The organism is Bacillus sp. FSL K6-3431, assembly GCF_038002605.1.
GTDB lineage: Bacteria > Bacillota > Bacilli > Bacillales > Bacillaceae_C > Lederbergia.
In genome coordinates this window covers 4,770,921-4,797,672 of record NZ_JBBOCT010000001.1, presented here as the reverse complement: position 1 = coordinate 4,797,672, position 26,752 = coordinate 4,770,921, and the positions used below count along the sequence as shown (strand labels likewise).

Here is a 26,752-nt window from a genome sequence, read left to right as displayed (position 1 = left end):
TTCGTCACACCTCCACTTTTCTATCAAGTAATCTGCTAGCAAAGAGGATTAATGCGATAGAAATGATTGCATATAAAATGATCGGTATGATTGGAATAGGCACATCGGTATAGTTAATGTTCCAGCCGCTCCCCTGTTCATAATCCATCTTTGGAGTAACGTCAATATTTGCTGTAAATGAAAACAATTGTTGCATTACCTGCGTTCTACTGAGAATTCCTTCAATCGTGTTAAAGGCTCCCCATATAAGAATAATGATGAGCCAACGGAAATTTCTAATGGCTGGGTATTTTCCTAGCGAATGATATACAGTCCAAAGGAAGGTTATCCAAAAAGAGAAATATAGCGATGCTGATAGGATACCTAGATGGATGAGTAATCCTGGCTTAAATGATAGCAGCTCCGACAGCGTATTAATTTCTCCTTTATACGTTAGAAATGTCATAATCACGAATGCATATAATGCCATAATCAACTGTGAAACAACTTGAAATGTAAAAACTGCACTCATTTTTGCAAGTATTAGCTTTTTACTACTTTGAGGATTATAAAGCCATAACTGCGTTTTACCTTCCTGTCTTAAAGCGCTTAATAACATGATCGGCGCTAATAATAGCTGCAACCCCAACAACATAATATAGATCGGAACAAGCACGTTCGGCTCTGATAACCAATTTGAGATCAAATACCCCCCGATCATACTAATTGCAGTAAAAATCAACCAGGCAAAATACCAAAACCTCATCAATGTCATATCTTTTTTTACAAGCCCAAGAAAGGCATTCATTATTCCCACCTCCAAATGACGCATCAGTGTACTAATCAAATAGTACACTGGTACATACAAAAAAGTCAAGAATATATTTTACAAAATTCTATAACCTGTTATGTAGTCCACGGAGGATAAGTGAATAAAATGGATCTTCCTGATAAAGCAGCATTTTATTGATTGTATGACTGAATCTACGTATAAAGGAACATTAGCATGGCAGGGAAAAGAAACATTTAGACAAAACGATACACGGCTTTGACCACGCACTTATGACCAGCCTTGTGTTTATCCGGAAGCACCCTGTACCCGAAACGCATATGCGCCATGTCTGATATGAAATTTTATAAAACGCGTTAACTGTACATCTTCATCTTGACACGTATGGACTATCTTTCACCCAAAATCTCCATGGATAATCCTGTGCTTCACCCGCACCTCCGATTCCAATTCGCTTTCCGATTGAAATCTCGTCTGGCACAATTCCTTCAGCGATATAAAGTGGACGTTCATAAAACCTTTTTCCATAATCTTTCATTGAAATGCCCATTGCCTTCGTCAATTTACCAGGTCCATTTGTTAAATTCTTCATTTGATCAACAGGTCTTCTCTTTTGCATCAATTCAATCCCTGAATAAGGCTCTATCGCTCTGATTAAGATTGCTTCAGGTTCATCTATACCAGCACTAACGACATTGACCAGACAATGAGTATGCATTGCATATGTATAGACGAGCCCCGATTTTCCAAACATAATTTCTGTACGTTTCGTTCTTTTATTACTATAACTATGTGCCGCCCGATCGCCTGGACCCATATAGGCCTCTGTTTCCACAATAACCCCAGAAGTTATTCCGTCAGGTGTTTCATTAACGAGTACACATCCAAGCAATGCCTGAGCTAACTCCAATGTGTTTTTTTGAAAAGATTCCTCTTTCAATGGTTGTAGTAAGCTGTTTTGCTTCATATACTACTCCACCTTTCCTATTCTTTATTTATTCCTCATTCCCTTCGATATAATCTTCGAAAAAGAAATTCATTTCCATTCCATCAATTATTACTTTTTGTGGTAAAATTTTAAATAGAAAAAGTTTTTGCAATTAACATGAATAAATTAATTATGCTTATGCTGCTATTAATAAACTTGTCCCTTTGTTTCATACATACGGTACACTCGAGTGGAGGTTTCATCTATTTTTAATAGCTTTACAAAAAAGTTATGTGTTTTATAGGATGTCAAAAAATCACCAAATGATAAGCGGTGAATTTCTTCGTTGGCAATTAGGTACTTCTACTAAGGAAAAGGATCCTTTGGAAAAGGGGAACCTCTGTTAAGTTCGTCTCACGTCTCGTGAGCAACGCAAAAGTCAGCACATCCTGTTCAAGTCCTATCCTTAAAATCTTCCCGCCTTGACTTTTTGTTTCTAATTTAGCACCTTTTTGAACACTTACTTATATATGTCATATCCACAATTTTCAATAAGACCCTTGACTTTTAATCATTAACTGTCTACTATATAAATACAAATGTATCTAACAGAAAGACATAAGAGGTGAGGAACAAATGAAAAACTATGTATCTATCGGACTATTGGGGCTAGGAACTGTTGGTTCCGGTGTTGTACAGCTAATTAAAAATCATCAAGAAGATCTTGTTCATCAAGTAGGCTGTGAAGTACGTGTTAAAAGTATCCTTGTTCGCGATGTGGAAAAAGATCGCGGTATTCATATTGGGCAAACATACCTCACCACTGATCCTAATGAAGTTTTGCAAGATCCAGACATTGATATCGTAGTTGAAGTAATCGGGGGCGTTGAAGAAGCCCGTGAACATATAATTCAAGCACTGAAAGCAAATAAACATGTGGTGACAGCAAATAAAGATTTAATCGCTCTACACGGACCTGAGCTCCAGAAAAAAGCGATTGAACATAACTGTGATTTATTTTATGAAGCAAGTGTTGCCGGTGGGGTTCCAATTTTAAGAGGTTTATCAGAAGGTTTATCTTCTGACCGCATTCAAAAGCTAATGGGAATCGTCAATGGAACAACGAATTATATTTTAACGAAAATGGATGAAGATGGACTTTCATACGAAACAGCATTGAAGGAAGCGCAAGAGCTCGGTTTTGCAGAATCCGATCCTACTGCTGACGTGGAAGGACTAGATGCTGCGAGAAAAATGGCAATTTTAGCTCGACTAGCTTTCCATACAAATGTAGAGCTTGATGACGTTGAAGTATCGGGAATTAGTAATGTATCTGTCGATGATTTAAATTATGGACAAAAGCTTGGTTATACAATGAAACTAATCGGTTATGCACATATCGATGACCAACAATTGGAAGTAAGCGTCCAGCCGACATTTTTAGCAAAAAACCATCCACTCGCTTCAGTAAAAAATGAATATAATGCTGTTTATGTAAATGGAGAAGCTGTCGGTGAAACGATGTTTTATGGACCTGGAGCAGGTAGCCTACCAACAGCAACTGCTGTCATGGCTGATGTTGTAGCGGTCATTAAGAATATGAGACTTGGTGTCAATGGGAAAAGTGTTCTTGCACCAAGATTCGAACGAGTGTTAAAAACACCTGACCAACGCTTTAGTAAACATTATTTCCGCCTCCATTTACAAGATGAAGTCGGCGCTTTTTCTAAAATCACTGCCTTGTTTAATGAACTTGGCATTAGCTTTGAACAAATTTTGCAGACACCACTTAGTAAAGATGAACTAGCAGAAATTATTATTGTTACACATCGTATTTCACTGGAAAACTTCCATAAAGCTTTAATGCAATTAAGAGATTTGTCAGTTGTTAAAGAAGTAATCAGTCACTATCGTGTTGAAGGAGATGTAAAGAAATGAATTGGCCAGGATTAATTGAACATTACAAAGAGTACTTACCAGTAACAGACAATACACCAGCATTAACACTACAAGAGGGGAACACACCTTTGGTTCACCTTTCCAACTTATCAAAAAAGCTCGGCATTGAGCTTTATGGCAAAATAGAAGGAGCCAATCCCACAGGTTCTTTTAAAGACCGTGGGATGGTTATGGCCGTCGCAAAAGCAATTGAATCAGGCAGTAAATCAATTATTTGTGCGTCAACTGGGAATACTTCCGCTGCAGCTGCTGCTTATGCAGCAAAGGCGGGAATTAGTGCAATTATCGTTATTCCTAACGGTAAAGTTGCACTTGGTAAACTAGCACAAGCGAAAATGTATGGTGCTGAAATCGTCGAAATCGAAGGTAATTTTGATGAGGCTTTAAACATGGTTCGTACAGTGAGCGAAACGGCTCCTGTAACGCTCGTGAATTCAGTCAACCCATACAGACTTGAAGGTCAAAAAACAGCTGCATTCGAAATTTGTGATCAGCTTGGTAGTGCACCAGATATCCTAGCAATCCCTGTTGGTAATGCTGGTAATATTAGTGCCTATTGGAAAGGGTTTAAAGAATATAACGAAGCAAAACAGACAGGGCTTCCAAAAATGTTTGGATTTGAAGCCGAGGGCGCGGCGGCAATCGTTCAAGGTAGCCCGATAGCCACCCCAGAAACAGTAGCAACGGCTATTCGAATTGGTAACCCAGCAAGCTGGGAACTTGCTGAAAATGCACGTGATGAATCTGAAGGAATAATTACATCTGTTACAGATCCCGAAATTCTAGAAGCATTTAAACTATTAGCAAGCACTGAAGGTGTATTTGCGGAACCAGCATCATGCGCATCTATCGCTGGTGTCCTTCAACAAGTTAAAAATGGTAGCATCTCTAAAGGCAGCAAAGTTGTAGCAGTTTTAACAGGAAATGGACTAAAAGATCCGGAAACTGCGATGGAACAAATAGATATTGATACAGTAGTTTTACCAAATGATGAAAAGACAGTTATTGATTACATAGAAGGTGTGGTAAAAGCATGACACGTTTTACCATTACGGTTCCAGCAAGCACCGCTAATATCGGGCCGGGTTTCGACTCGGCTGGTATGGCACTGAATCGTTATTTAACACTTCATGTAAAAGCAAATGATGAGTGGGTGTTTGAACATCAATCTGTTCATTTGCCTGATGTCCCTGTTGCAAAGGAACATTTTATTTATCAAATAGCTGATAAGGTTGCCAATCAATTTGGTGCAGTATTACCTCCTGGTGCATATGTGCTAATGGAAAGTGACATCCCATTAGCACGTGGATTAGGAAGCAGTTCCTCCGCAATAATTGCCGGGATTGAGTTAGCTGATCAACTTTGTAATCTTTCATTATCATTAACAGAAAAACTTCAATGTGCTTCTGCTATTGAAGGTCATCCAGATAATGTGGCTCCATCTCTTTTAGGTGGACTCGTCATTGCCGCTCAATCCACTGATGGCGATTTAGATTATTTGCATAAAAAAGATGATAATCTCGATATTATCGCTTATATTCCTCACTTCGAATTAAAAACCGAAGCAGCAAGAAAAGTACTGCCTAATCAGTATTCTCGTGGTGAGGCAACCAATGCAAGTGCTATTGCAAATGTCATGTTTGCTGCACTTGTTTCAGGTAATTATGAACTTGCAGGAAAAATGATGGAAAAAGATTTATTTCACGAACCTCATCGTGCCTCTTTACTACCCGATTATGAAAAGATTCGTCTGGAAGCTAAAAACGCTGGTGCTTTTGGAACAGTTATTAGCGGTGCTGGTCCGACGATGATGTCATTGGCCCCCAAAGGAAGCGGTAGTAAATTAGCATTACGTCTTAAAGAGCATTTACCAGATTTTTCGGTTGAAGTACTGGAAATGGATTTACATGGCTCTCGAGTCGAGAAAGCAAAGTCACAGCACATTTAGTCGTGCTGTGTTTTTTGCTTTCTATTTGATAATACAGGATAATAATTTGTATAGGACTGTATAGGAGGAGATTTGTTCATGAACAATTTTTCATTTTGGAATCCAACGACATTAATTTTCGGAAGAAATCAACTGGAACAATTAACAGCCGAAGTTCCTAAGTTTGGGAAAAAGGTGTTGCTAGTATATGGTGGCGGAAGTATTAAAAAGAATGGTTTATATGATAAAGTGTTACATTATTTAGCGGACACTAATGCTGAAGTTTTTGAATTAGCTGGCGTCGAACCGAATCCTCGGCTTTCTACTGTTCGTAAAGGGGTAGATATCTGTAAGCAAGAAGAAATAGAATTTCTACTCGCTGTCGGTGGTGGCAGCGTGATCGACTGTGTAAAAGCAATTGCAGCCGGAGCCAAATATGAAGGTGATCCATGGGACCTTGTCATAAAAAAAGCCGCTGTTAAAGATGCGCTCCCATTTGGTACTGTATTAACACTCGCAGCAACAGGCTCTGAAATGAACTCTGGCTCTGTTATTACTAATTGGGAAACAAATGAAAAACATGGTTGGGGTAGTCCCGCTGTTTTCCCAAAATTTTCTATCCTTGATCCAGTAAATACATTTACGGTCCCAAAAGACCAGACCATTTATGGCATTGTCGACATCATGTCTCACGTTTTAGAACATTATTTTCACCAAACAGAAAACACACCACTACAAGATCGTATGTGCGAATCTGTTTTGCTTACTGTGATTGAAACAGCACCACAGCTTTTAGCTGACCTTGAAAATTACGAACATCGAGAAACTATTTTATACTGTGGAACAATGGCTTTAAATGGCATTTTGAATATGGGGTACCGCGGAGATTGGGCCACTCATAATATAGAACATGCTGTTTCGGCTGTTTATGATATTCCGCATGGCGGAGGGCTTGCTATTTTATTCCCAAATTGGATGAAGCATAATTTACATGTAAATCCATCTCGTTTCAAAAAACTAGCTGTTAATGTCTTTGGCATTGATCCAAATGATAAGACAGATGAAGAAATCGGGCTTGCAGGTATTAATAAGCTACGTGAGTTTTGGAATAATATCGGTGCCCCTTCCCGGCTATCGGACTACGATATTGATAACAGTAAACTCAATGTGTTGGCTGAAAAGGCGATGGTCAATGGAGAGTTTGGCAATTTCACCAAATTAAATCGTGAAGATGTTAAAGCAATCTACGAAGCCTCATTGTAAATTATATGAAAAGCCCTGTAAAAAACACTTTCTTTCGGGGCTTTTCGCATTATAAGCCGAATTCATAACGCATCATTTATAAAATATATAAACGTTCAATTTGAACCGCTTCGCAAAAAGTATTATTCTCGAGATAAAAAAACGCCAGTTCCCCAGAGGGCACTGAAAAACTTATAATTTTCAAAGAATCTAATTAGTTAAACCCAAAAAAGACGACCAAATTCAGAAGTATGAGAATTTGGTCGTCTTTTTATATTTTGGCAATACTCTCATTTCATCCTCCATGACATCCGCTGTGTTTTTGAGGGGGAACTTATATAGACTAAAAATCATTGATTGTTGATTTTAGCAGGTTCCGTTGATTGGAGTGAAAGGCTCCTGCGAGAAACCTAAAGCACCACAACGGGCTTCGTGACCAACAAATCCTGTTGGCCTGAGGAAGCCTTGGAGCGTCCTCCCAGAGCGGAAATCCACAGTATTCTATCGGATCCTTACATTAAGAGGTTTTTTTCAGTGCCCTCGTTTCCCAGCAGTTTTTCCTTAATTAAAATCGTATGTATCCATACGGTGCCATTGATTCTAAACTATGAATGACGTTTAAAAGATATAAACCACTAATGATGGTTAAAATAACTAGTGTTACAACACCTATTTTTATATTCGTTTTCATATAATACATTCCTTTATTAAAATTAAAATTGAATTGGCTCCATTGTTTCCGTTAATGCCTCCATCTCATAACCATTGTCGGAGTAATATTTCAGCAGTTTCTCGAGATGATCCTTTGTCGAAGACTTTTCATGAAGTAATACAACTAGTGGCTTTATTCCTTCTAGTGCCTTTGTTCCTTCAATTACTTTTTGAACGTATTGTCCATTCATTAACTTCCAATCTATCGAATCAATATTCCAATCCCACATAATAAAGCCCTTGGCATCAGATGCGGCTTTGTATGGCGGAGTAATATACGGCTTGGATCCGTATGGTGCCCTTATAAGCCGCGTCTTCACATTTGTAAGTTCTTCTAAATATTGAATAGCTGTTTCCATTTCCCCAGCAAAGCTTGCAGGAGTTTTATATATCTTCGAAGCATCATGAGTCACTCCGTGAACTGCGATAGTATGATCATCCTGAACCATTTGTTTTACTGCGTCAGGATAATTTCTCATATTCGGTTCTAGCATGAAAAAAGTCGCCTTTGCGTTATACTTTTTTAAGAGTTGTAATATTTCCATAGAATCAGGATGTGGTCCATCATCGAAGGTTAAATAAACTACTTTTCCAGTCCTTAATTGTTGTTGAGTAGTCGCTTGGTCCCCTGTCTGGTCTTCTAATTGATCCTCTGATTGACTTCCTGTTTGATCCTCTGTTGTTTCTTCATCAGACTCGGCTATTGACTCTTGCTCTTGGCTTTGTTGGTCAGTTTGCTTTTTCTTTTCAGATGAATTTGAATCATGTGTGGGGGGGGTTACAACTTCTTTCCTTTCCTCACTATTATCACTTGTTTTATTAACAATAGCGGAGTCTATTTTCTTCTCTTTCTGCTCTTTTTTCTCTCTTTTCCATTTTCCTTTTTGCTGTATTGATGAGGAATCCTGGTTTTTAATTGCCAATGCTTCATTTTCCTTTTTCATTTCGAATATAAAAAAACATAGTGTAATAGTAAATATTAATACTGAACAAATGAAGATCTTTCCGAACCAATTTAACTTTCTACCTTCCTTTTCCCGTTTTGCCATTAAAGCTCCCCCTAGTAATATCTCTATCTATTATCCTATACGAGTATTGATTAGAATTAGTTACAGCAAAGTTACAAAAAATGTACATACATTGTTACTTTTTGTCGCATTCTGATAAAGGTGCAAACATCTTATACAAATACATATGTATATAGACGGAAAATCGACTAAATTCGTTGCATTTTTTAGCAATATTTTCAATCCTTAGTTATAAACTAATCTAAGATTAGGAACACATTATTCACGCTTCAAGTTATATGTAGCTATCTAACGCTATTTTTTATAAAATTATCATGGCACAAAAAAATCCCCTTAAGCTTTGTGTTTTACAACTATATGCTTAAGGGGATTATATTCTTTATGTGCGTGTTCAAAAAGGTGGCAAATTAGAAACAAGAAATTCGAGACGAGAAGGTTTTGAGAACCGGACTTGCACACGACGTGCTGACCTCTGTGTTGCTCACAGGACGTGAGACGAACTTAACAGAGGTTCCTCTTTTCCAGAGCATCCTTTTCATTAGCAGAAGTACCTAATTGCCAACAAGAAATTCGCCGTTTATCATTTTATAACTTTTTGAACATCCTTTTATGAATATACTACATTATCCATTTCTACCTGATTGTTTCCATCGACAATAATTTGCACTTCAGTACCTTCCAATGTTTCCTTTTTAAGCAAAGCTTCTACTAGTTCCCAGAATTCTTTTTGATGTTCATTAATCATATACTCCGTTTTTTTCAAAGCCTTTTGAAATAATTCCTGCATCTTCGTTTCCCGCTCTGCTTTTTGGAAAGTTAAAGTGAAGCCGTCTTCCAACATGCCAGTGTCAACCATCTGTTCTAAAATATTTTTTGCTTGTTGAACATCCCCGCTTACGCCAATACTATGCTCGCCAAGGAAAAGACGTTCAGAAACACCACCAGCTAAAATCATACTTACTTGATCTAACAACTCACTTGTCGTTGTCAAATGAAGTTCCTTCTGAATTGGAGCCACATATCCTAATGCTTGTCCACGTGGGATGATCGTCGCCTTTCTTACAGAGCCTGGCTTCGTAAGTGCAGCAATTAGTGCATGTCCTGATTCGTGTATAGCCACCCGTCGCTTTGTATCTGGATCATTTAAGGTACGGGAAGTACTGCCTAATATCGTTCGATCGAGAGCATAATCTAGATCTTCTACATCGACCTTGTCACGTCCCTCTCTCACTGCTTTCCTACTTGCGGATTCAAATAATGAATTGAGTTCAGCGCCTGAAAATCCGGACGTACTCTCCGCAAGTGTATTTAGTGACGCAAATACTGCTTCGGAAAGACGTTTCCCTTTTGTATGAATGTCGATTATTTCTTTTCTACCTTGCGTATCTGGTAATGGTACTTGGAATGTAAAGTCGATTCTTCCAGGTCGAAGGAATGCATCATCAAGCATATCCTTACGATTTGTCGCTGCAATAAATAAAATCCCTTTATTCTCATGGCCACCATCAAGTTGGACAAGAAGTTCTGTCAAAGTTTTTTCCGCTTCTTCTCCGCCATGTGCTTTCCTCTTACCAGCAAGTGCATCTACCTCATCAATAAAAATAACTGCTGGCGATTGCTTTCTAGCATTTTCAAATAAACTACGAATACGCGAAGCACCTACGCCCACAAACAATTCAGTAAACGCTGAGCCGCTAGACGAATAAAAGCTAGCACCAATTTCTCGTGCGATCGCTTGTGCGAGCATTGTTTTCCCTGTCCCTGGAGGTCCATATAATAAAATCCCTTTCGGCGCTTTAATACCGATCTTCGCTGAACGATTAGGATCTTTAATTATTTCTAATGTTTGTTGAATTTCTTCTTTCATTTCTTCAGGAAGTCCACCAATATCATTTAAAGTGACAGATGGAAGTGGTGTTTCTTTCGATGCACTTTGCTTCATCTTTGCTGCGCCAACGCCACCTTTTCTCTGAATAACAATAGCAGTTGCAATGAGCAAAATAATGATTCCACCCATAAGCCAATTATTGATATTATTTCCTTCGGAATATTTATAGTTAATATTATATTTTTCAACTAGTTCTTCCACTAGTGGACTATTTGGTCGAAAATGTGAAACAAATTTTTCTTCAGGAGTTTCTATATACAATGTGCCGTTTGCCATTTCTTTAAGGGTGATAAGCTCGCCATTTTGCGCCTGAATTGTTTTTTCAATCGCTGAAAACGGAATGACGGTTCCCTTGTCTCCGGTCAATAATGCCCAAACAACACATGCTACAATGACGATAAATCCAATGGCTAAAGGAACAATCTTCGATGCAATCTTTGAATTTGATTTCACTGTTCCATCTCCTTATAGAATATGATTCTAGTATAACATCGTTCATGTGTCGAGGTCATTAGACATATTATGACAAATTGGCGAAGTTCGTGATGAAGGAGTCTGGCATCGCACTGTTTTTAGTGATTTATGCCAAAAAAAATAGCTGGCTCAGTGATGAGTCAGCCATTTTTTCATATTGATGTTTCATTCTTCATTATCCATTGCTGATCGCCAGTCAAGATGACCTTCTGCTAGTCCACGGATCAAGATTTCTGCTGTTCCCATATTTGTAGCTAATGGCACTCCGTACACATCGCATAAACGCATTAATGCAGAAACGTCCGGCTCATGTGGTTGTGCTGTTAATGGATCGCGGAAAAATAATATCATGTCCATATCATTTTGTGCAATGCAAGCACCTATTTGCTGATCGCCTCCAAGTGGACCTGATTGAAAACGATGAACATCCAATCCTGTTGCCTCCATAATCCGTAAACCCGTTGTACCTGTCGCAAATAACGTATGATGTTCCAAAATAGGTTTATATGCTGTTGCAAACCGGATCATATCATCTTTCTTTTTATCATGTGCAATTAAAGTAATATTCAATTTATGTTCCTCCTTATTTGGAAGGCTATGTTAAACACTATTGTTGAGTAAATAATTTTCAGCTCATTTGTGAGAAATCAAGTTTTCTCCTAGCTTTCAATATGTTAAAAGATTGCTCTTCTGGATGAAACGAGAGCTAAGTTGAGCCAAAAATCAACATTGTCATTATAACCAGCCATTAAGCTGATAGATACAAATAAAAGCTTAATTTCTCGCTTCTATCTTCACCTGATCTGCATAGTTCATCCATTCATATTGACGAATCCTTACTTCAAACAAGGTCAATGGATCACGAAATACTTCAGGGTTTGACCTAATTGCTAACAAATCAGCCTGATTCTTTTCCTTTTCACTATTCAATTCCGCAACTGCGTGTTCTAATACACTAAAGGGTTCCCTATAGAAAATATGAATATCGCGAGCAATTGCTTTTTCGAATAATTCAAATTGCAGAAAGAACTTTCTAGATATGGATTCTGTCACTTCTTGATAATCCTCATTTACAATAAAGCTTTTGTACGCATTTGCTAACACTTTATTATTTATTGGCATGGCTCCAAATAATTTTCCTGCACCTTTTAATAATACTTGGGAAGGTGTTCTACGCAAAATAATGTTTTCCTGCTCCATATCAAATGAACTCGTCATTCTATCAGCATCTCTTTGCCAATCATTAAGTATTTGAAAGTCACAGGAAGCTTGTATTCTATCCTCACCTAGCAAAGTATTAAAACTATGCTCCCACTCTGTTAACTGTTCCTGGCTTAGTGTAAGTTCATTCTGTGCAAAAGTTATCCAGTCTTGAAGTGAACTAATATAAATCGGCATGACATTATTTTGGATATAAAGATTTATTTTTTTATTCATTTCCTCATTTAATTCTAGGTGAATATTTCTAAAATCACTATCTTCTTTAATAATGTCGGACGATCCTTTAATTAAGTTAGGTATGTTTTTAACAAATTCAGTCTTTATTTCTATTTTTATTGCTTGATACGCTTCCTGAATAACCTGTTTCTTATCCTCTTCCATATCATGAAGCTGATGGATTGAACCTTGAATTTTCGACAAAATGTCTTCGTCCCGATCAATTACGTTAGACAGTTCCTCTTCAATTCTGATTTGTTGTTGAGCCAGATAAATAAGCGTCTGTTTCATATAATATAAAGTATTCGTTATCCGATTATGCCGCCAATTTTCCATTTCCATGCTCTTCTGAAGGAAACGAGACAATTTATCCAATTCATTGGATTTGTCCAAGGTAGTTGAATAAGAAACAAGGTTTGCACCCGGAAAATAATCCTTTATATGTTTTTTCGTATCATTCAACAGATCGCTTGATTCTTGATCATTCCCATTTTCAGCAGATAATTTCAAAATAAAATCTACTTGAAGTCCAGGATTTTTTTCTTTCATATTCAACAGATTTGTTAATTCATTGCTTGAAAACGGCGCACTATCATTAAGTATATATAATATATTATCCGCAAGTCTAACAGAGTCGGGGATTACGTTATCATCTATACTGGACCAATTATAATTTGGCAAATGTACGATAGCCATTTGTTTATTATCAAATAATGGTTTATCTACTGCTATATCAATGATCGTATTGGGATTAGAAGCTACTTCATTCACGTCAAATTGGGAAGCAAGTGGAATGATACCTACTTCTGTAACTGCTTGAACAGAGGGATTGGAACCATATCTGTACAAAATTGTCTCCGCGTTTGCATTTGACGGTTTAGCTTCTTGACCAATAATTGTTGTGATTACATCTAATTTCTCACTTTCAGGACTTCCACCAATAAGCACACGTCGATTACCGAATTCCGCCAATCTGTTAATCATCCATGCAGAAAATTGATCTACTTCAATCTGCTGTTTAAACGCCTTTTTCTCGATCATTTTAAATATATCTAGCATTTCTTCCATTAGACTATTATCACCATGCGTATTTGATAAAACAAACTCAGCCTTTTCTATTTCCTCTTTCTCCAAGCTATTGGGGAAAATATCTTCCCAAGCAAGCAGGCTTGCTGAGGCATAAAAGGCAGTTGAAGAATCTGCTATTTTCATCCATGCTTTTAACAAATCGGGGACCACAGATTGTATTTCCACGATATAATACTTTCCGCTTATTAAATCCATATATGTTTCCTGCAAAAGAGTAGGCAGGCGTCGTAATTTAAACTCATGATTAAAATCAGTTTCAAGTATTAATTGACTTGCTTCACAAATCCAAGATAAATAGGTCTCTTCTTGCTCATAGCTTAACCAAAGGTCAACAACTGATATTTCAAATTGTTCCATGTCCATGTCAGATAATAGAGACATTGCTGGAATAAAATAAGTTGGATTTATTGATTTTGTATAACCATTTTCAACATATATATTTAAGATCTGAAACCAATTCAGTGAGCTTGTTCTCATTGCCTCATTCACTGCAAGTTCAATTGAGCTACTCCAATTATGCTGATCTTCAAAAAAAGCACGTGCTAATTTTGTCACATTAGGATAATCAGGATTTATCATAACTGCCTGTTTAATCATTTGATCTGCATCTAGCTTTCTTTGTTCGGCTAAATATATTCCAAATAGCTGTAAAGTGATTTCTGTATTTAAAGTTAAAGAATCTGTTTTAATGCTTTGATAAATTTTTTCAGCCGTCTCTAGTAAATCTAATTCAAAATAAGCATCCGCCTTATTTTTTTTAGCCCATGGTTCAAGTTCATTTTGAATATTTTCCCATTTGAATATCGCGGCTTCGAAATCCTTATTGTGAAAATATACTTCTCCTTGGGCAAAACGAATATTGGAGAGATCTGGTAGTTCATTTTTTTGTTCTTTAAAATATAAATCTCCTAATATCGCAATTGGTTGATCATGTTTTTCAGTGTTTAATACCAATTTTTCATAGTATAGTTTCTGGATCAATGATTCTTCCATTACCATGTTCAAATCACCGTCTTTCTGATTTAATGACTTCTTAATTTTTTTTATCAGCCGGATAAATCAGTCCCATTTGTTTTCTTGCTTCAGCTACAATCTGTACTGTAGTCATAGAATTTTCATATGTATTCACTGAAGACTCATACTTACCGGATTTAATTAAGTTGATAAACTCTTCTACTTCATAATACATAGATGGATGAAGCATTTCTTTACCAACCTTTTCTGTTGTACCATTACGATAATGAATATCTACCTTTTCGGGGGTGGATATCTTTTCAATAATGATACTTCCTTCCTCGCCTTGAATTTCCGACGGTAAATAGGAATTTGTTATTTTAGAATGTGTGATAACAGCCTCAAATTGATCGTATTCAAGTATAAGACTTCCTCCACCATCCACTCCTGACTCAAGCATTGTCCCAATTGCTTTCACATTTTTAGGTTTTCCAAATAAAACGACAAGCGGATAAACGCAATATACGCCAAGATCCATTAACGAACCATTTGAAAATGTAGGATTAAAGGCATTTAAAACAGTTCCTGCTCGGTAAGCATCATATCGAGATGAATACTGACAATAACTTGCAACATAGCGCCTCACCTGGCCAATTTTATGTAAATTTTGTTGGAGCGCAGCAAAGCCCGGTAAAAAGGTGGTTTTTAAGGCCTCCATCAATAATACATTATTCTCTTTTGCTGCATTAATCATAGAAGCTAGTTCCGTTGGATTAGATGCAATCGGTTTTTCGCATAATACATGTTTTCCATTTTCTAAAAATATAATAGACTGCTCTGCATGCAATGAATTCGGGCTAGCAATATAAACAGCGTCAATAGTATCACTTTTTGCCATTTCTTCTATATCTGTAAAAACATTTTTTACATCATACTTTCCTGCAAACTCATGTCCTTTTTCTTCTGTTCTTGAATAAACAGCTGTTAGTTGAAAGTCTTTTAAATCAGAAGCTCCCTGAATGAGTGAATCTGTAATCCAATTCGTTCCGACTACACCAAATTTAATCATTTATATCTTCCTCCCTTAAATCTATATAAAATAAAACGTAATTATTCTTACTATATTGCATTTCGACAAATCTTGCATGGATCATGCAAATTTTTTTACATTTTTTCATTTAACTCTTTAAATTACTAAAATGCTGTGGTATTATGTTTTGTATATTCATTTTCAATTAATTCAGAATAACGATAAAAGTAATGATGAAGAAGGTATAAAGAAAAAGTCTAAGAGAATCGGTGGTTGGTGAAAACCGATATTTTTTCTTTAAATGCCCAGCACTTCTGAACCGGCCCTTGGCCCGGCGCACGCCGTTAATGACTCGAGGCTATTTAACTACGAATAGCGAACGAGGGTGGAACCACGATATCACGTCCCTCATAACAAGGCGCACGCGCCTGTTATGGGGGCGTTTTCATTCCCAAAATATATTCGGCATTACATCAATCATATCATAGGAGGTAAGAACAATTATGTATAAAATACTTGTAGCAGAAGCAATCAGTGATACAGGGTTAAAAGCATTGTATGACCATCCAAAATTCACGGTGGATAAACTGCCTGGATTATCACCAGAAGAATTAAAAAACATTATCAAAGACTATGATGCACTTATTGTTCGTAGTGCGACACAAGTTACAGAAGATATCCTAGAAAACGCGGATCATATGCGTGTAGTTGCTCGTGCTGGCGTAGGTGTAGATAATATTGATGTTGCTGCAGCAACAAAAAAAGGAATCATCGTTATCAATGCGCCTGGAGCGAATACAATTTCAGCAGCGGAACTTACAATGGCCATGATGCTATCCCTTGCTCGGAGTATTCCACACGCTCACGCTTCCACTTCTAAAGGAAAGTGGGAACGCGGATCATTTAAAGGCGTCGAAATGTATGGAAAAACGCTTGGTGTCGTTGGAATGGGTAAAATCGGCACAGAAGTTACAACACGAGCTAAAAGCTTCGGAATGAAAATACTTGGATATGACCCATATTTAACAGAAGATAGAGCTGGACAGCTTGGTATTTCAAAAGCAACTTTAGATGAAATTGCACAGGAAGCTGACTTTATCACGATTCACACACCTTTAATAAAAGAAACAAGAGGCATCATTAATGATGAGTTCTTTGCCAAAACAAAACAAGATGTTCGTATTGTTAACTGCGCGCGTGGAGGTATTATTGATGAGGCTGCTCTCGTACGGGCATTACAATCTGGCCAAGTTGCCGGTGCTGCTTTAGATGTTTTCGAAACTGAGCCTTCAACTAACCACGAGCTTCTGGGTCACCCAAATGTAGTTGTGACTCCACACTTGGGTGCATCTACTGTGGAAGCACAAGAAAAAGTGGCACATGAAGTAAGTGAGGAAATCATTGAAATCTTTGAAACAGAATCGATTCGTCATGCAGTAAATATGCCAAAAATCTCTGGTGAAACACATAAAAAGCTACAACCATTTATTACACTTGGAGAACAAATGGGTATGCTTGCCATCCAATTACTAAAAGAAGCTCCCGACAAAGTAGAAATCAACTATTACGGCGAGTTAGCAAAAGAAAATACTGATTTATTAACTCGTATAATTATCAAGGGTGTTCTGTCATACCACTTAGGTGACAGTGTAAATCTAATCAACTCCCTACATTTATTGAAAGATCAAGGCGTTTCTTCAAATGTAGCTAAAAATCCAGTAACAAAAGGATTCGCAAGCTATGTCGAGCTTACTCTATATAAAGGCGCCAATAAATCTAATATCGGTGCAACAGTACTAAATGGCTACGGAGCACGAATTGTCAAAATGAATGATTACCGTGTAGATGTCCGTCCTGATAATTTATTATATATTAAGCATCATGATATCCCTGGTATGATTGGACGCGTTGGTTCGACTCTAGGTGATTTCGATGTAAATATTGGTACAATGCAGGTGGGCCGTGCTGATGTCGGCGGTGACGCTATCATGATTCTCACACTTGATAAAAAAGTAGAACAAAATGTCATTGAAGCCCTAGTCGAATTAAAAGGTTTGGCTGGCGCACAATTTCTTGAACTTACAAATTAATTTCTAATCAAAAGGATCACCTCCACATAACGAGGTGATCCTTTTTTGTGTTTTACATAGACTCAATTTTATAAGAATGTTTTTGCGTCGGCTCGTATTTCGAGCGAGTGGCTTGTATTCCGTGCGGTGGCTCGCATTTCGTCTGAGTGTCTCGTATTTTGAGAGCTAACCTTGAATATGAGGCGAAAAACAAAAATCCAGTCGAGATTTCACTTCCCGGACTGGATTTTTTCTTATCTATCATTTATTTCACTAAAGACAATACCAAATCCTTAACATCAAGCACACTATCAAGAATGTACTCTGCTTTCCTTTCTTCAAACTCCGCGCGTGCATCTTTTCCAGATAGACCTGTAAGAACAGCTACGAATGTACAGCCCATTTCTTGTGCTGCCAATAGATCCGCGAGTGAATCGCCCACAATCATTGTTTCTTTACCATGCGCTACAGGCATTGGTTCTTCTATGCATTCTTTCGCCGTCTTCTTTTTACCAGATAAAGCTAATACATATGTATATGGATGTGGTTTTGCCAGGGCAGGATTGTCAGGAAACTCACGCTCTGCTTCCAAAACATCATCAGCAGTAACAATATTATCCATATCAAAATGCTCCAACCAATTTAGATATTTAAACGGTTCAATTGTCTCAAGTTCTGGGCGACCAGTTCCTATACCAATTGTTACTCCTGCTTCTTTCAATGCTATGAAAAGATCGGAAATCTCTTGTGAGTCGGCTAATATTTTTTCATCAGATAAAAATCCTTTTTTTCCAGTTTGAACAGATGGTCTCCCTGTAGAAGCTAAGACAAATTGATCACCAACATACCACTCTTGGGAAACGTGCTCACACATCGACCAAAGCGCTCCTTTTTGACCAAACACTGTTGTATTAACACCCAATCGCTCCCGTGCAATCTGATCAATATGCGAGAATAAACCTTCTTTCGATAATTCTGCCTCTTCAAAGCCAGTTAGGATTCCTGCAAAGTCTAAGGTTATTAGTTTCCCGGATAAAACACCAGCAATCTCTTGTATTACACTACGATCTATTTCATTTGATACCCAGTTTTCAATATTACCTTTCTCTATGCCTTTTACCTGTTCCAATATATGAATAAGCTGATAACATACAGTTAGATAAATCATATCCCAGTTCGCATTTAAACCATGAGATTTCATTAGCTTAAGCACACGGTCGCTTTGAAATATTTCCGCACGGATTTTAGTAATATCCTTATCATTGATATCCGTTTTATATTTCTCGGGAGCTAGTCCTAAATATTTGTTGCTATATAAAATTTCCCATACTGTCAATGAGGACGCATCAAAATAACGTTCTTCGCTTAATAATACGCCATCCACATCAAATAAAACTGTTTTAATCATTTCAATCCCCTTTTCCCCTACCGCTTCTTCCCTTTAGTGTACCACAGTGAAAGGTTAATTTCCTTATAATAATGTGAATATTCAAGATTAGTCTTCATCTTTTATATCTATATCCTCAGGTAATGGTTCCATTTGCCATTCTGCTAATTGCTTTTTATACTTCTCCATTTTTTCAAGGTGATCATTAAATTGTTCTTTGTTAATCATATAACTTTCCCCATCATGAAGCGCCTTTATTTTCCCTTGCTGAACAAGACTTTCTATAAAATCTATCGGAAATTGCAAATACTCTGCTGTCTCCTTTATTGTTAAATACATGATTCTTCCCTCCCCTGATAATTAATTTTCAACATGTTTTTCTTCTTTCTATTATACTTCCATTAGATCCATTTTTCGCCTACATACTATAGTAATTCATCTATTCAATCGAATTAAATAAAATTCTTTGAAACTTTTCTGATTGATACTCTCTCTAAGGTGTGAAAGGAGGTTGAAATATGACTGATATAAAACTTGTAAAGAAAGCCGTCAAAGGAAATGAAAGAGCCTTTGAAACACTGATAACGAACGATAGTGACAAGCTTTATCGAACAGCTTATCTATATGTTCGCAATAAGGACGACGCATTAGATGTGCTTCAAGAAACTACGTATAAAGCTTTCATTTCTATTAAACACTTGAAAAATCCGGAGTATTTCAGCACATGGCTTACTAAAATTCTCATTCGAACAGCTTATGATGTCCTAAAAAAGAAAAAAAGAAATGTTTTAACTGGTGATATATTTTTTGAAAATATTACCGAAAACAAAACAGATAAAATTGAATCTAGGATTGATATAACTAATGCAATATCTACACTAAAGCATGATTATCAATCAGTTATTATTCTTTTTTACTATCATGATTTATCCATTGCCAATATCGCGGAAACGATGGACAAACCAGAGGGGACAATAAAGCCCCATCTTCATCGTGCGAAAATGGAATTAAAAAAAGCGTTGAAAGGAGCGAATTACTATGAACAAGGAATGGCTTGATAAACAGATAAATGAAATTGAAGTGCCAAAGGAAGATGTGAGTTCCGTCATTGCAAAAGCAATATCAAATGGAAAAAAGAGTAAAACCAAAAAAAGGAAGATGAAATCTAGCTTATTTGTTTCAACAGCTGCTGCCTCTCTCTTCCTTGCATCTGGCTTCCTATTTACACCGATATCAAATGTATTAGCGAACGTACCATTGCTAGGTTCCATTTATGAAAACTTTACATCTCCAGTGGGAAATGAACTATATACGAATAACCTAATCACATCACTTAATGAAAAAGCCAGCAATAATGGTGTTGATATTACTATAACAAGTGCCTATTATGATGGGAATGTCATCGGTGTTACATTTAAAACGACCGGGAAAGATCTAACAATCAAACATATCGATGAGGGTAACCGCCCCGTATCGGGATATAGCTACCATTTATTTGATGGATTAGCTAAAAATCAATGGTCATCAAGTAGTACTGATTTAAAGGAGATGGAGGATGGTTTTATTGGGGCAGTCGAATTTTACAATCCAGATAAACAAATTCCCGCCAACTTTACTATCCCTCTCACTTTCACTTCGATGGCCGATATAAAAGGTAATTGGAAGTTCGATGTTCCTGTTAAACAAATTCCTTTTGAAAAAATATCTACCGTTTATGAAACTACATCAAAAGATGGTGATTATACTGTTAACATGAAATCTATTACTAAGGGAAAAGCTACGACAATGTTTGAGTACACTACCATTGTACCAATGCCCGGGGTAGTTGATGAAATAAACATAACTGTTTTTGATGATAACAAGAATAGGCTATCGAAAAACAGCACTGATCTATTAAACATGAATGAATTGAATGGAAAGGTAGAGAAATCGGTAAGAGAACTTTTCACAAGCAAAATTGATGAGAATGCCAATTATTTAATGGTTTATCCTGAAATAAAAAAAGTTGAAAAGGATACAATCAAATCATTGAATAGTCCTACCCCATTCTCGATTGAAAGCGATCGATTTGAATATAAGATAAACGTAAACAACATAGTAACGAACGAGGAAAAATTAACTGTAGATTATACCATTCAAAATATTAGCATGGACGATTTTAAAAAGGATATCATTCAGAACTTCGCCGATTTCATAAAAATAATAAAAACAGATGATATCAAAGTAGATAAGCAAAGTGAACTAATCGATGAAACGCTTGGCTTTACGATTCTCAGCGATCAAGCTAAACGAACGAATGAGAACGAGTTACATTTCCAATCTACTTTTATCATTGAGAACACTGATGATTTTGATTACGCTGATTATTCTCTTATGGTTCCATTTGGTACTTTAAGTTCAAATAATCCAATTAAAATGGAACCAATAAAAATAGATTTAAAACAGTAATAACTTTTTCTCACTTTCCTCTACTGGAAAGTGGTTTTTTTTCGAATTTTTCTATATTCCCACGTATATTTTTCATTATTGGTCCCAACCTACTCAGTAGGAGCTGATAATGATGCCAGATAAAAAACGGGACTTAGGGGCTAATTCTGACCCTCATTTCGACGGCAAGCAAGAAGGAATTATTAATGATTCTATAGGAACAGCTAGTAGCAAAATGGGTATAAGGATAGATATGAATAAAACAAATAATCCATTCCACCTAACCAAAACAAATAATGAAGATATGAAGGAGTTCGAACAACTGACAAGAGGAAAAACAGTAAGTGATTAATTAGCATTTGCACAGGGCTCTCCACTAAATGGAAGGTCCTTTTTTTATGCAAACCATTGACGTAACCACCTAATCTATTATACAATACCTCCTTGGGTCCATATACAACGTGGTTCGTAACCATCCCACGCAAAAAAACTAGGGAGAGATTTTTAAATGAAAATAAAAACACTTGTAATAAACGCTGTAATAGCGGCGTTATATTGTGCGATTTTTGCACTTATCGCACCATTCGGTTTCACTAACATCCAATTTCGTGTTTCTGAGGTGTTTAATCATCTTGTTGTTTTTAATAAAAAGTATATTTTCGGAATTGTGGCTGGCGTGTTTCTAACAAACTTATTTTCACCACTTGGCTGGTTTGATCTAGTATTCGGTGTAAGCCAATCGATTATTGCCTTATCCATTACAATTTTCTCCGCAAGATTCATTAAAAGTATGAGAAATCGGATGATATTTAACACACTCATCTTTACCTTTACGATGTTTATTATTGCGTTTGAATTGAATCTGGCACTTGGGTTTCCTTTTCTGTTCACATGGTTAACTGTCGCAATAGGAGAGTTTATTGTCATGTTAGTCGGTATACCACTGATGATTGCATTGAACAAACGCATCCATTTTGGAAAGCTAATTTAATAAAAAGTGGCCTAGGTTTCTGCTCTTATTATAGCAGCATACTTAGGCCGTTTTGTTTTTATTATAGATTAATAGGGACCTCTAATGAATGATTCTACATTTTCTTGATAAAATCTAGATATTTTATTCATTTCTATATCTGTAAAACTCTTTTCTTTTAATGCTTTTAGATTTTCATCAATTTGCCCGATGTTTCTAAATCCCGGAATAATACAAGATATTTTTTTTTGATCAAGTAGCCAGCGCAATGCAGAGGTTGCCATAGAATCCCTTCCTTTAGCAATCCATGTTAACTGTTCTGAAAGTTCAACCCCTTTTGCAAAGCCAAGACCAGCAAAGGTTTCCCCTACATTAAACGATTCTCCATTCTCATTAAATTTGCGATGATCGTTTTCTTCAAAAATATGATCTTTTGTAAATTTTCCAGTGAGTAAACCGCTAGCAAGTGGCAATCTGACAAGTATACCAACATCTTTTTTATACGCTTCTGGTAAAAGTGCTTCCAATGGTTTTTGACGAAAAATATTAAATATGACTTGTAATGTTTTTACATTATGGTTTTCCAAACAAAGCAAACCTTCCTCGACTGTTTCAACACTTACACCATAATTCTTAATTTTCCCTTCTTCTTGCAGACGATCAAGCACTTCAAATACTGCTCCATCTTTTAAAATATCAGTCGGTGGACAATGAATTTGATATAAATCAAGCGCTTCACGGTTCAAACGTTTCAAACTAGCTTCACAATATGTTCGAACAGCTTCATATGAATAATTTTCCTTAGATAAAATATCACCACTTCTACAAAACTTTGTTGCAATAAATATCTCGTCTTCCTTCCCTTTGGTCACTTTAGCTAACAGCTCTTCACTATGGCCATCACCATACACATCTGCAGTGTCAAAAAAATTAACACCTTGACCTATTGCATAATTCAAAGCTTTCAATGACTCTTGATCATTCGTTTTCCCCCAAGCTCCACCAATCGCCCAAGTACCAAAGCTTACCTCACTCACATTTATACCTGTATTACCTAGTTTTCGATACTTCATGGTTATGCCTCCTGAAATATTTGTATATTTTAATGATAACACTTACATTTTTCTTTATCCGTTGAATAAACAAAGTATTTAAACCTAACAGATCCCAAATCTACATGAAGTCAAAGTTTTAGAAATCCCCCGCGCTAGAGGGCATTTCCACATCAGCATAGATGCATCATGAAATTACTGTCCATTACACTCGGATACAAAAAACCGGCCTAAGTTTCTGCTTTTACTATTACAGCATACTTAGTCCGATTCATATTATTTACTAACGGCTGGAACTTCTTTGTTTAATATTTCAAAGAATTTGATAACTGTAAAATAACTTAATCCTAAATCGCCAAAGCCTTCCTTATACGCGGACACGATATCAACAGCAGAAGTCAACGGTTCCACTTGGTAGACTGAGATAACAATTTGGTTTTGTCTTACAGTTCCCTTTTTTTCAATTAACATTTCACCGCGATCCTGATCTACGTGGGTGATACTCCATCCCTTAAGCTTATTATTAACAACAAACGTTATTCGGTCCAATAGTTTGCGCTTACTTATTTTATAATAACGAGTTTTTAGGTTAGGATCTTTCGCTTTATCGCCTGTCTCCGTACTATTTTTCCAAAGACCAGTCAAGATTCTCACAACAGACATTTATTTATCCCCCCTTTATACGTGATTCATTTTTGTGCTATGTATATATGACCTTATTATATGACTATTTGTTAGTGTCTGTCCATGTTACAGAATAAAAACTTAGTATTTTCGTACACTTTCTTTTATTTAATCATATATTTTCTCTTTGATAGGAATATACAAGATTTCAAAAATACTTTGAACTACCTTTTTGAAGCTGAAACCAAAAACATTAAAAGGAAGGAGCTGTCCGATAAGTAGGAAAATCGTTAAAAAGGCTTTCTGCTGATTTTTCATCTTGCTCTGATTTAGAGAAAAATATCAGTTGATATTGGAGCGGGAGGGGGAGCAATTGACCTTGGGAGTGCCTTTTTCACAGTGAGCGGAAATCAGTAAACGTTCGATTTACCTTAGTCCTGCTCTTTTTGCAGTGAGCGGAAATCAGTAGACGTTCGATTTACCTTAGGCCTGCTCTTTTTGCAGTGAGGGGCAATCGGTAGACGTTCGATTTACCTTAGTTCTGCTCTTTTTGCAGTGAGGGGCAATCGGTAGACGTTCGATTTACCTTAGTGCTGCTTTTTTCGCAGGGAGGGGTCCAATGATCAGGTCGTGCCTTTTTCGCGATGAGTATAAAATTGAGAGGGTCTCCTAAAAAGCCAATTATATGCCTTTTTGGACACCCCCTTCCTTTATTAATAATTGAATCTTTCACCGACATAATCCAAAACCTACATCGAGGAACAAGGAGCTGGATCTTAGCCCACACGATGTGGGTCATATGGACGTTGCCACACGACGTGGCGATCTTAGCCGATATTCCTTTTTCATGTCTAGCTACTGCGCCTCCGCATTTCTGTTCATGTTACAAAGAAGCGTGTTTTTTCTAGCCAGCCTCTTGCTTTCCAACGTCTTAGCATTAGTACTCCCCGTAGCCATTCGTCTGCGATAAAGGCGATCCAGACTCCTAGTAGGCCCATATCAAAGTGTATCCCTAGTATGTATGCTAGTGGAACAGATACACCCCACATTGACATGATTCCTATATACACGGGAAACTTAACGTCACCAGCAGCTCTTAATGAATTAATTAAAACCATATTAAATGCGCGACCTGGCTCGAGTATGATAGAAAGTATAATTAAGATACTTCCAGTTTGAACGATGTCTAAATTGGATGTAAAGATGCCTAAGAGATTCTTTGAAAAAATAGACGCGACGATTGCCATCCCAAAAGCGAGGATAATTGCTTTTCTTAAACTATCCAAACCTCGTTTATACGCTTGCTCCAGTTCTTTAGCACCGATCATATGCCCCACAATAATTTGCGTTCCCTGCGCAATTGCCATTCCAAACAACATTAAAAACATTGTAACGTTTTGTACATAAACTTTTGAAGTAAGTGCTTCTGTTCCTAGCATTGCGATGAAAAAAGTGATGACCATTTGTGATGCGTTGTATGATAAATGCTCTCCAGCAGATGGAACTCCGATTCGTAATAAATTTTGAACATGTGCTTTTGGGACCTTCCATAACATTTGAAATGGAAATTCCCCTTGAACACGTTTAAATAATATAATAATTGCCGCAATGACCCCGATAAACCGACTAACAGCAGTTGAGATAGCGACACCTTCCACACCGAGAACTGGTAAACCAAATGGGCCAAATATAAATAAGTAGTTACCTATTACGTTGATAATATTCATGCCTATCGTCACATACATAATATCTTTTGTGAAACCATAAGAACGTACAATTGCTCCGATGGTCATAATGATCGCTTGAATAAAAGAAAAACCACCAACAATTTTTAAATAGATCCCTGCCTCGTCATAAAGTTCACTCGGTAAGTCCATCACTGCCAAGATTGGTTTATAAAAAATAAAGACCAGTAAACTTAATACCACACCAAAAAGTAAGTTCATTCCGATTGAAACAACCGCAATTTCTTTAGCAGTGCTATTTTTTTTGGCCCCAATACTTTGTGCAATTAAAACAGCTGTACCAGTTGAGATAAAACCAAACATAACTATAACAAGTGATAGTAGTTGATTCGATACACCTACAGCAGCAACTGATTGATCTGAATACTGCGATAACATTAATGTATCGGCATTACCCATTAACATATGAAGAAGCAATTCAATAAAAATTGGCCATGTTAATGCAAATAGCGTTAATTTCTTTTTTGTTACCTTACTCATAAGCTCTTATATCTCCTTTTAAAAAAGGCATCCACATGCCATGTATAAATCAGCTTACTTATACATACTGTTAGATGCCAACGTACTTACTGAACAATCACTGTCTTGTGATATTTACTATCCTAAATTCAACTCTATAATGTTTTGATCTGGGTCTAAACAGAAAATTTGTTTTAAACCACTTTTTGTGCCTGTATTTTCTATCACCGGAACATCGTGATTCCTTAAATAATCCAATGTTTCTTGATAATTCTGCACTTGAAGTGCGATATGACTATCTATTGTATTAATTTCATCACAATTTCTTAGCGTTTTAGAATGGGGGAATACAATTAAATGTATTTGCTGGGTTCCAATTTGATACCAAGCTCCCTCGAAATCGAAATTAGGACGAGGTAATTCTTGAAGCCCTAATATTTCGCCGTAAAATAATTTGCTCTTCTCTAAATTCGTAATCGCTATACTAAGATGATGCAGACCAAGTACTTTTATCAATGGTTTCATCACACCTTTTTTTGTATTTTTCTAACAAAAATCCATCGCTCTATATTATCACATTCAT

22 protein-coding genes and 1 riboswitch are annotated in these 26,752 nt (G+C 36.8%); of the genes, 9 read left to right on the top strand and 13 right to left on the bottom strand.

All coding sequences use genetic code 11. The annotated features are described in order from the left end of the window. Positions 1–4: 4 nt before the first annotated feature. Both MHB53_RS22710 and MHB53_RS22705 read right to left on the bottom strand, forming a co-directional pair. Entirely contained in the window at positions 5–787 is a 783-nt protein-coding gene (locus MHB53_RS22710; RefSeq protein ID WP_340922774.1) for a hypothetical protein, read from the bottom strand. 352 nt (positions 788–1,139) lie between these two features. Further along, the gene (locus MHB53_RS22705; protein ID WP_340922771.1) at positions 1,140–1,736 is read right to left on the bottom strand and encodes a DNA-3-methyladenine glycosylase; all 597 of its coding nucleotides are present in this window, start codon (positions 1,734–1,736) and stop codon (positions 1,140–1,142) included. Between the two features lie 597 nt (positions 1,737–2,333). Here MHB53_RS22705 and MHB53_RS22700 point away from each other — a divergent pair. From MHB53_RS22700 to MHB53_RS22685, 4 genes are all read left to right on the top strand, one after another. Then, positions 2,334–3,635 (top strand): homoserine dehydrogenase, encoded by a 1,302-nt coding sequence (locus MHB53_RS22700; RefSeq protein WP_340922768.1) that lies wholly within the window; start codon positions 2,334–2,336, stop codon positions 3,633–3,635. Further along, the gene (thrC, locus tag MHB53_RS22695) at positions 3,632–4,693 is read left to right on the top strand and encodes a threonine synthase (RefSeq protein ID WP_340922765.1); all 1,062 of its coding nucleotides are present in this window, start codon (positions 3,632–3,634) and stop codon (positions 4,691–4,693) included. The genes MHB53_RS22700 and thrC overlap by 4 nt, the downstream gene beginning before the upstream one ends. Next, positions 4,690–5,604: a homoserine kinase gene (thrB, locus tag MHB53_RS22690; RefSeq protein WP_340922762.1), complete on the top strand. Its 915-nt coding sequence runs from the start codon at positions 4,690–4,692 to the stop codon at positions 5,602–5,604. Before thrC ends, thrB begins: the two co-directional genes overlap by 4 nt. A gap of 78 nt (positions 5,605–5,682) precedes the next feature. Further along, entirely contained in the window at positions 5,683–6,846 is a 1,164-nt protein-coding gene (locus MHB53_RS22685) for an iron-containing alcohol dehydrogenase (protein ID WP_340922759.1), read from the top strand. Positions 6,847–7,538: 692 nt separating this feature from the next. On the opposite strand, the gene MHB53_RS22680 is transcribed toward MHB53_RS22685, so the two are convergent. The 5 genes from MHB53_RS22680 to MHB53_RS22660 all read right to left on the bottom strand — a co-directional run bounded on the left by MHB53_RS22680 (position 7,539) and on the right by MHB53_RS22660 (position 15,475). Beyond that, a complete protein-coding gene (locus MHB53_RS22680; protein WP_340922754.1) occupies positions 7,539–8,585 on the bottom strand; it encodes a polysaccharide deacetylase family protein in 1,047 nt (348 codons plus the stop codon). Between the two features lie 586 nt (positions 8,586–9,171). Further along, the gene (locus tag MHB53_RS22675) at positions 9,172–10,905 is read right to left on the bottom strand and encodes an AAA family ATPase (protein ID WP_340922750.1); all 1,734 of its coding nucleotides are present in this window, start codon (positions 10,903–10,905) and stop codon (positions 9,172–9,174) included. Between the two features lie 186 nt (positions 10,906–11,091). After that, positions 11,092–11,496, bottom strand: a complete 405-nt coding sequence (gene mgsA, locus MHB53_RS22670; RefSeq protein ID WP_340922747.1) for a methylglyoxal synthase — start codon at positions 11,494–11,496, stop codon at positions 11,092–11,094. Between the two features lie 204 nt (positions 11,497–11,700). Then, a complete protein-coding gene (locus MHB53_RS22665; protein ID WP_340922745.1) occupies positions 11,701–14,451 on the bottom strand; it encodes a GTP-binding protein in 2,751 nt (916 codons plus the stop codon). A gap of 34 nt (positions 14,452–14,485) precedes the next feature. After that, complete coding sequence (locus tag MHB53_RS22660) at positions 14,486–15,475, bottom strand: Gfo/Idh/MocA family protein (RefSeq protein WP_340922742.1); 990 nt, start codon at positions 15,473–15,475, stop codon at positions 14,486–14,488. A gap of 464 nt (positions 15,476–15,939) precedes the next feature. Here MHB53_RS22660 and serA point away from each other — a divergent pair, with 464 nt between their 5' ends. Further along, positions 15,940–17,526: a phosphoglycerate dehydrogenase gene (gene serA, locus MHB53_RS22655; protein ID WP_340922737.1), complete on the top strand. Its 1,587-nt coding sequence runs from the start codon at positions 15,940–15,942 to the stop codon at positions 17,524–17,526. Between the two features lie 244 nt (positions 17,527–17,770). Here the strand turns inward: serA and MHB53_RS22650 are convergent, their stop codons facing one another. Both MHB53_RS22650 and MHB53_RS22645 read right to left on the bottom strand, forming a co-directional pair. Next, complete coding sequence (locus MHB53_RS22650) at positions 17,771–18,913, bottom strand: HAD family hydrolase (protein ID WP_340922734.1); 1,143 nt, start codon at positions 18,911–18,913, stop codon at positions 17,771–17,773. A gap of 87 nt (positions 18,914–19,000) precedes the next feature. Then, positions 19,001–19,231, bottom strand: coding sequence for an excisionase family DNA-binding protein (locus MHB53_RS22645; RefSeq protein WP_340922731.1), 231 nt, complete (start codon positions 19,229–19,231; stop codon positions 19,001–19,003). Between the two features lie 179 nt (positions 19,232–19,410). Between MHB53_RS22645 and MHB53_RS22640 the strand changes: the two genes are divergently transcribed. The 4 genes from MHB53_RS22640 (at position 19,411) to MHB53_RS22625 (ending at position 22,310) form a co-directional block, all read left to right on the top strand. Continuing rightward, positions 19,411–19,950 (top strand): sigma-70 family RNA polymerase sigma factor, encoded by a 540-nt coding sequence (locus MHB53_RS22640; RefSeq protein WP_340922727.1) that lies wholly within the window; start codon positions 19,411–19,413, stop codon positions 19,948–19,950. Next, positions 19,931–21,340, top strand: a complete 1,410-nt coding sequence (locus tag MHB53_RS22635) for a DUF4179 domain-containing protein (protein WP_340922723.1) — start codon at positions 19,931–19,933, stop codon at positions 21,338–21,340. The genes MHB53_RS22640 and MHB53_RS22635 overlap by 20 nt, the downstream gene beginning before the upstream one ends. Before the next feature lie 109 nt (positions 21,341–21,449). After that, positions 21,450–21,671 (top strand): hypothetical protein, encoded by a 222-nt coding sequence (locus tag MHB53_RS22630; protein WP_340922720.1) that lies wholly within the window; start codon positions 21,450–21,452, stop codon positions 21,669–21,671. Positions 21,672–21,774: 103 nt separating this feature from the next. Beyond that, positions 21,775–21,819: riboswitch (PreQ1 riboswitch) on the top strand. Positions 21,820–21,827: 8 nt separating this feature from the next. After that, entirely contained in the window at positions 21,828–22,310 is a 483-nt protein-coding gene (locus MHB53_RS22625; RefSeq protein WP_340922717.1) for a QueT transporter family protein, read from the top strand. A 68-nt stretch (positions 22,311–22,378) separates the two neighbouring features. On the opposite strand, the gene MHB53_RS22620 is transcribed toward MHB53_RS22625, so the two are convergent. From MHB53_RS22620 to MHB53_RS22605, 4 genes are all read right to left on the bottom strand, one after another. Beyond that, positions 22,379–23,362, bottom strand: a complete 984-nt coding sequence (locus MHB53_RS22620; RefSeq protein ID WP_340922713.1) for an aldo/keto reductase — start codon at positions 23,360–23,362, stop codon at positions 22,379–22,381. A 255-nt stretch (positions 23,363–23,617) separates the two neighbouring features. Beyond that, positions 23,618–24,004 carry a hypothetical protein gene (locus MHB53_RS22615; RefSeq protein WP_340922711.1) on the bottom strand — a complete coding sequence of 129 codons (387 nt, stop codon included), beginning with the start codon at positions 24,002–24,004 and terminating at the stop codon, positions 23,618–23,620. An 839-nt stretch (positions 24,005–24,843) separates the two neighbouring features. After that, entirely contained in the window at positions 24,844–26,190 is a 1,347-nt protein-coding gene (locus MHB53_RS22610; RefSeq protein ID WP_340922709.1) for an MATE family efflux transporter, read from the bottom strand. A gap of 117 nt (positions 26,191–26,307) precedes the next feature. Continuing rightward, a complete protein-coding gene (locus tag MHB53_RS22605) occupies positions 26,308–26,685 on the bottom strand; it encodes a VOC family protein (protein WP_340922707.1) in 378 nt (125 codons plus the stop codon). Positions 26,686–26,752 lie beyond the last annotated feature (67 nt).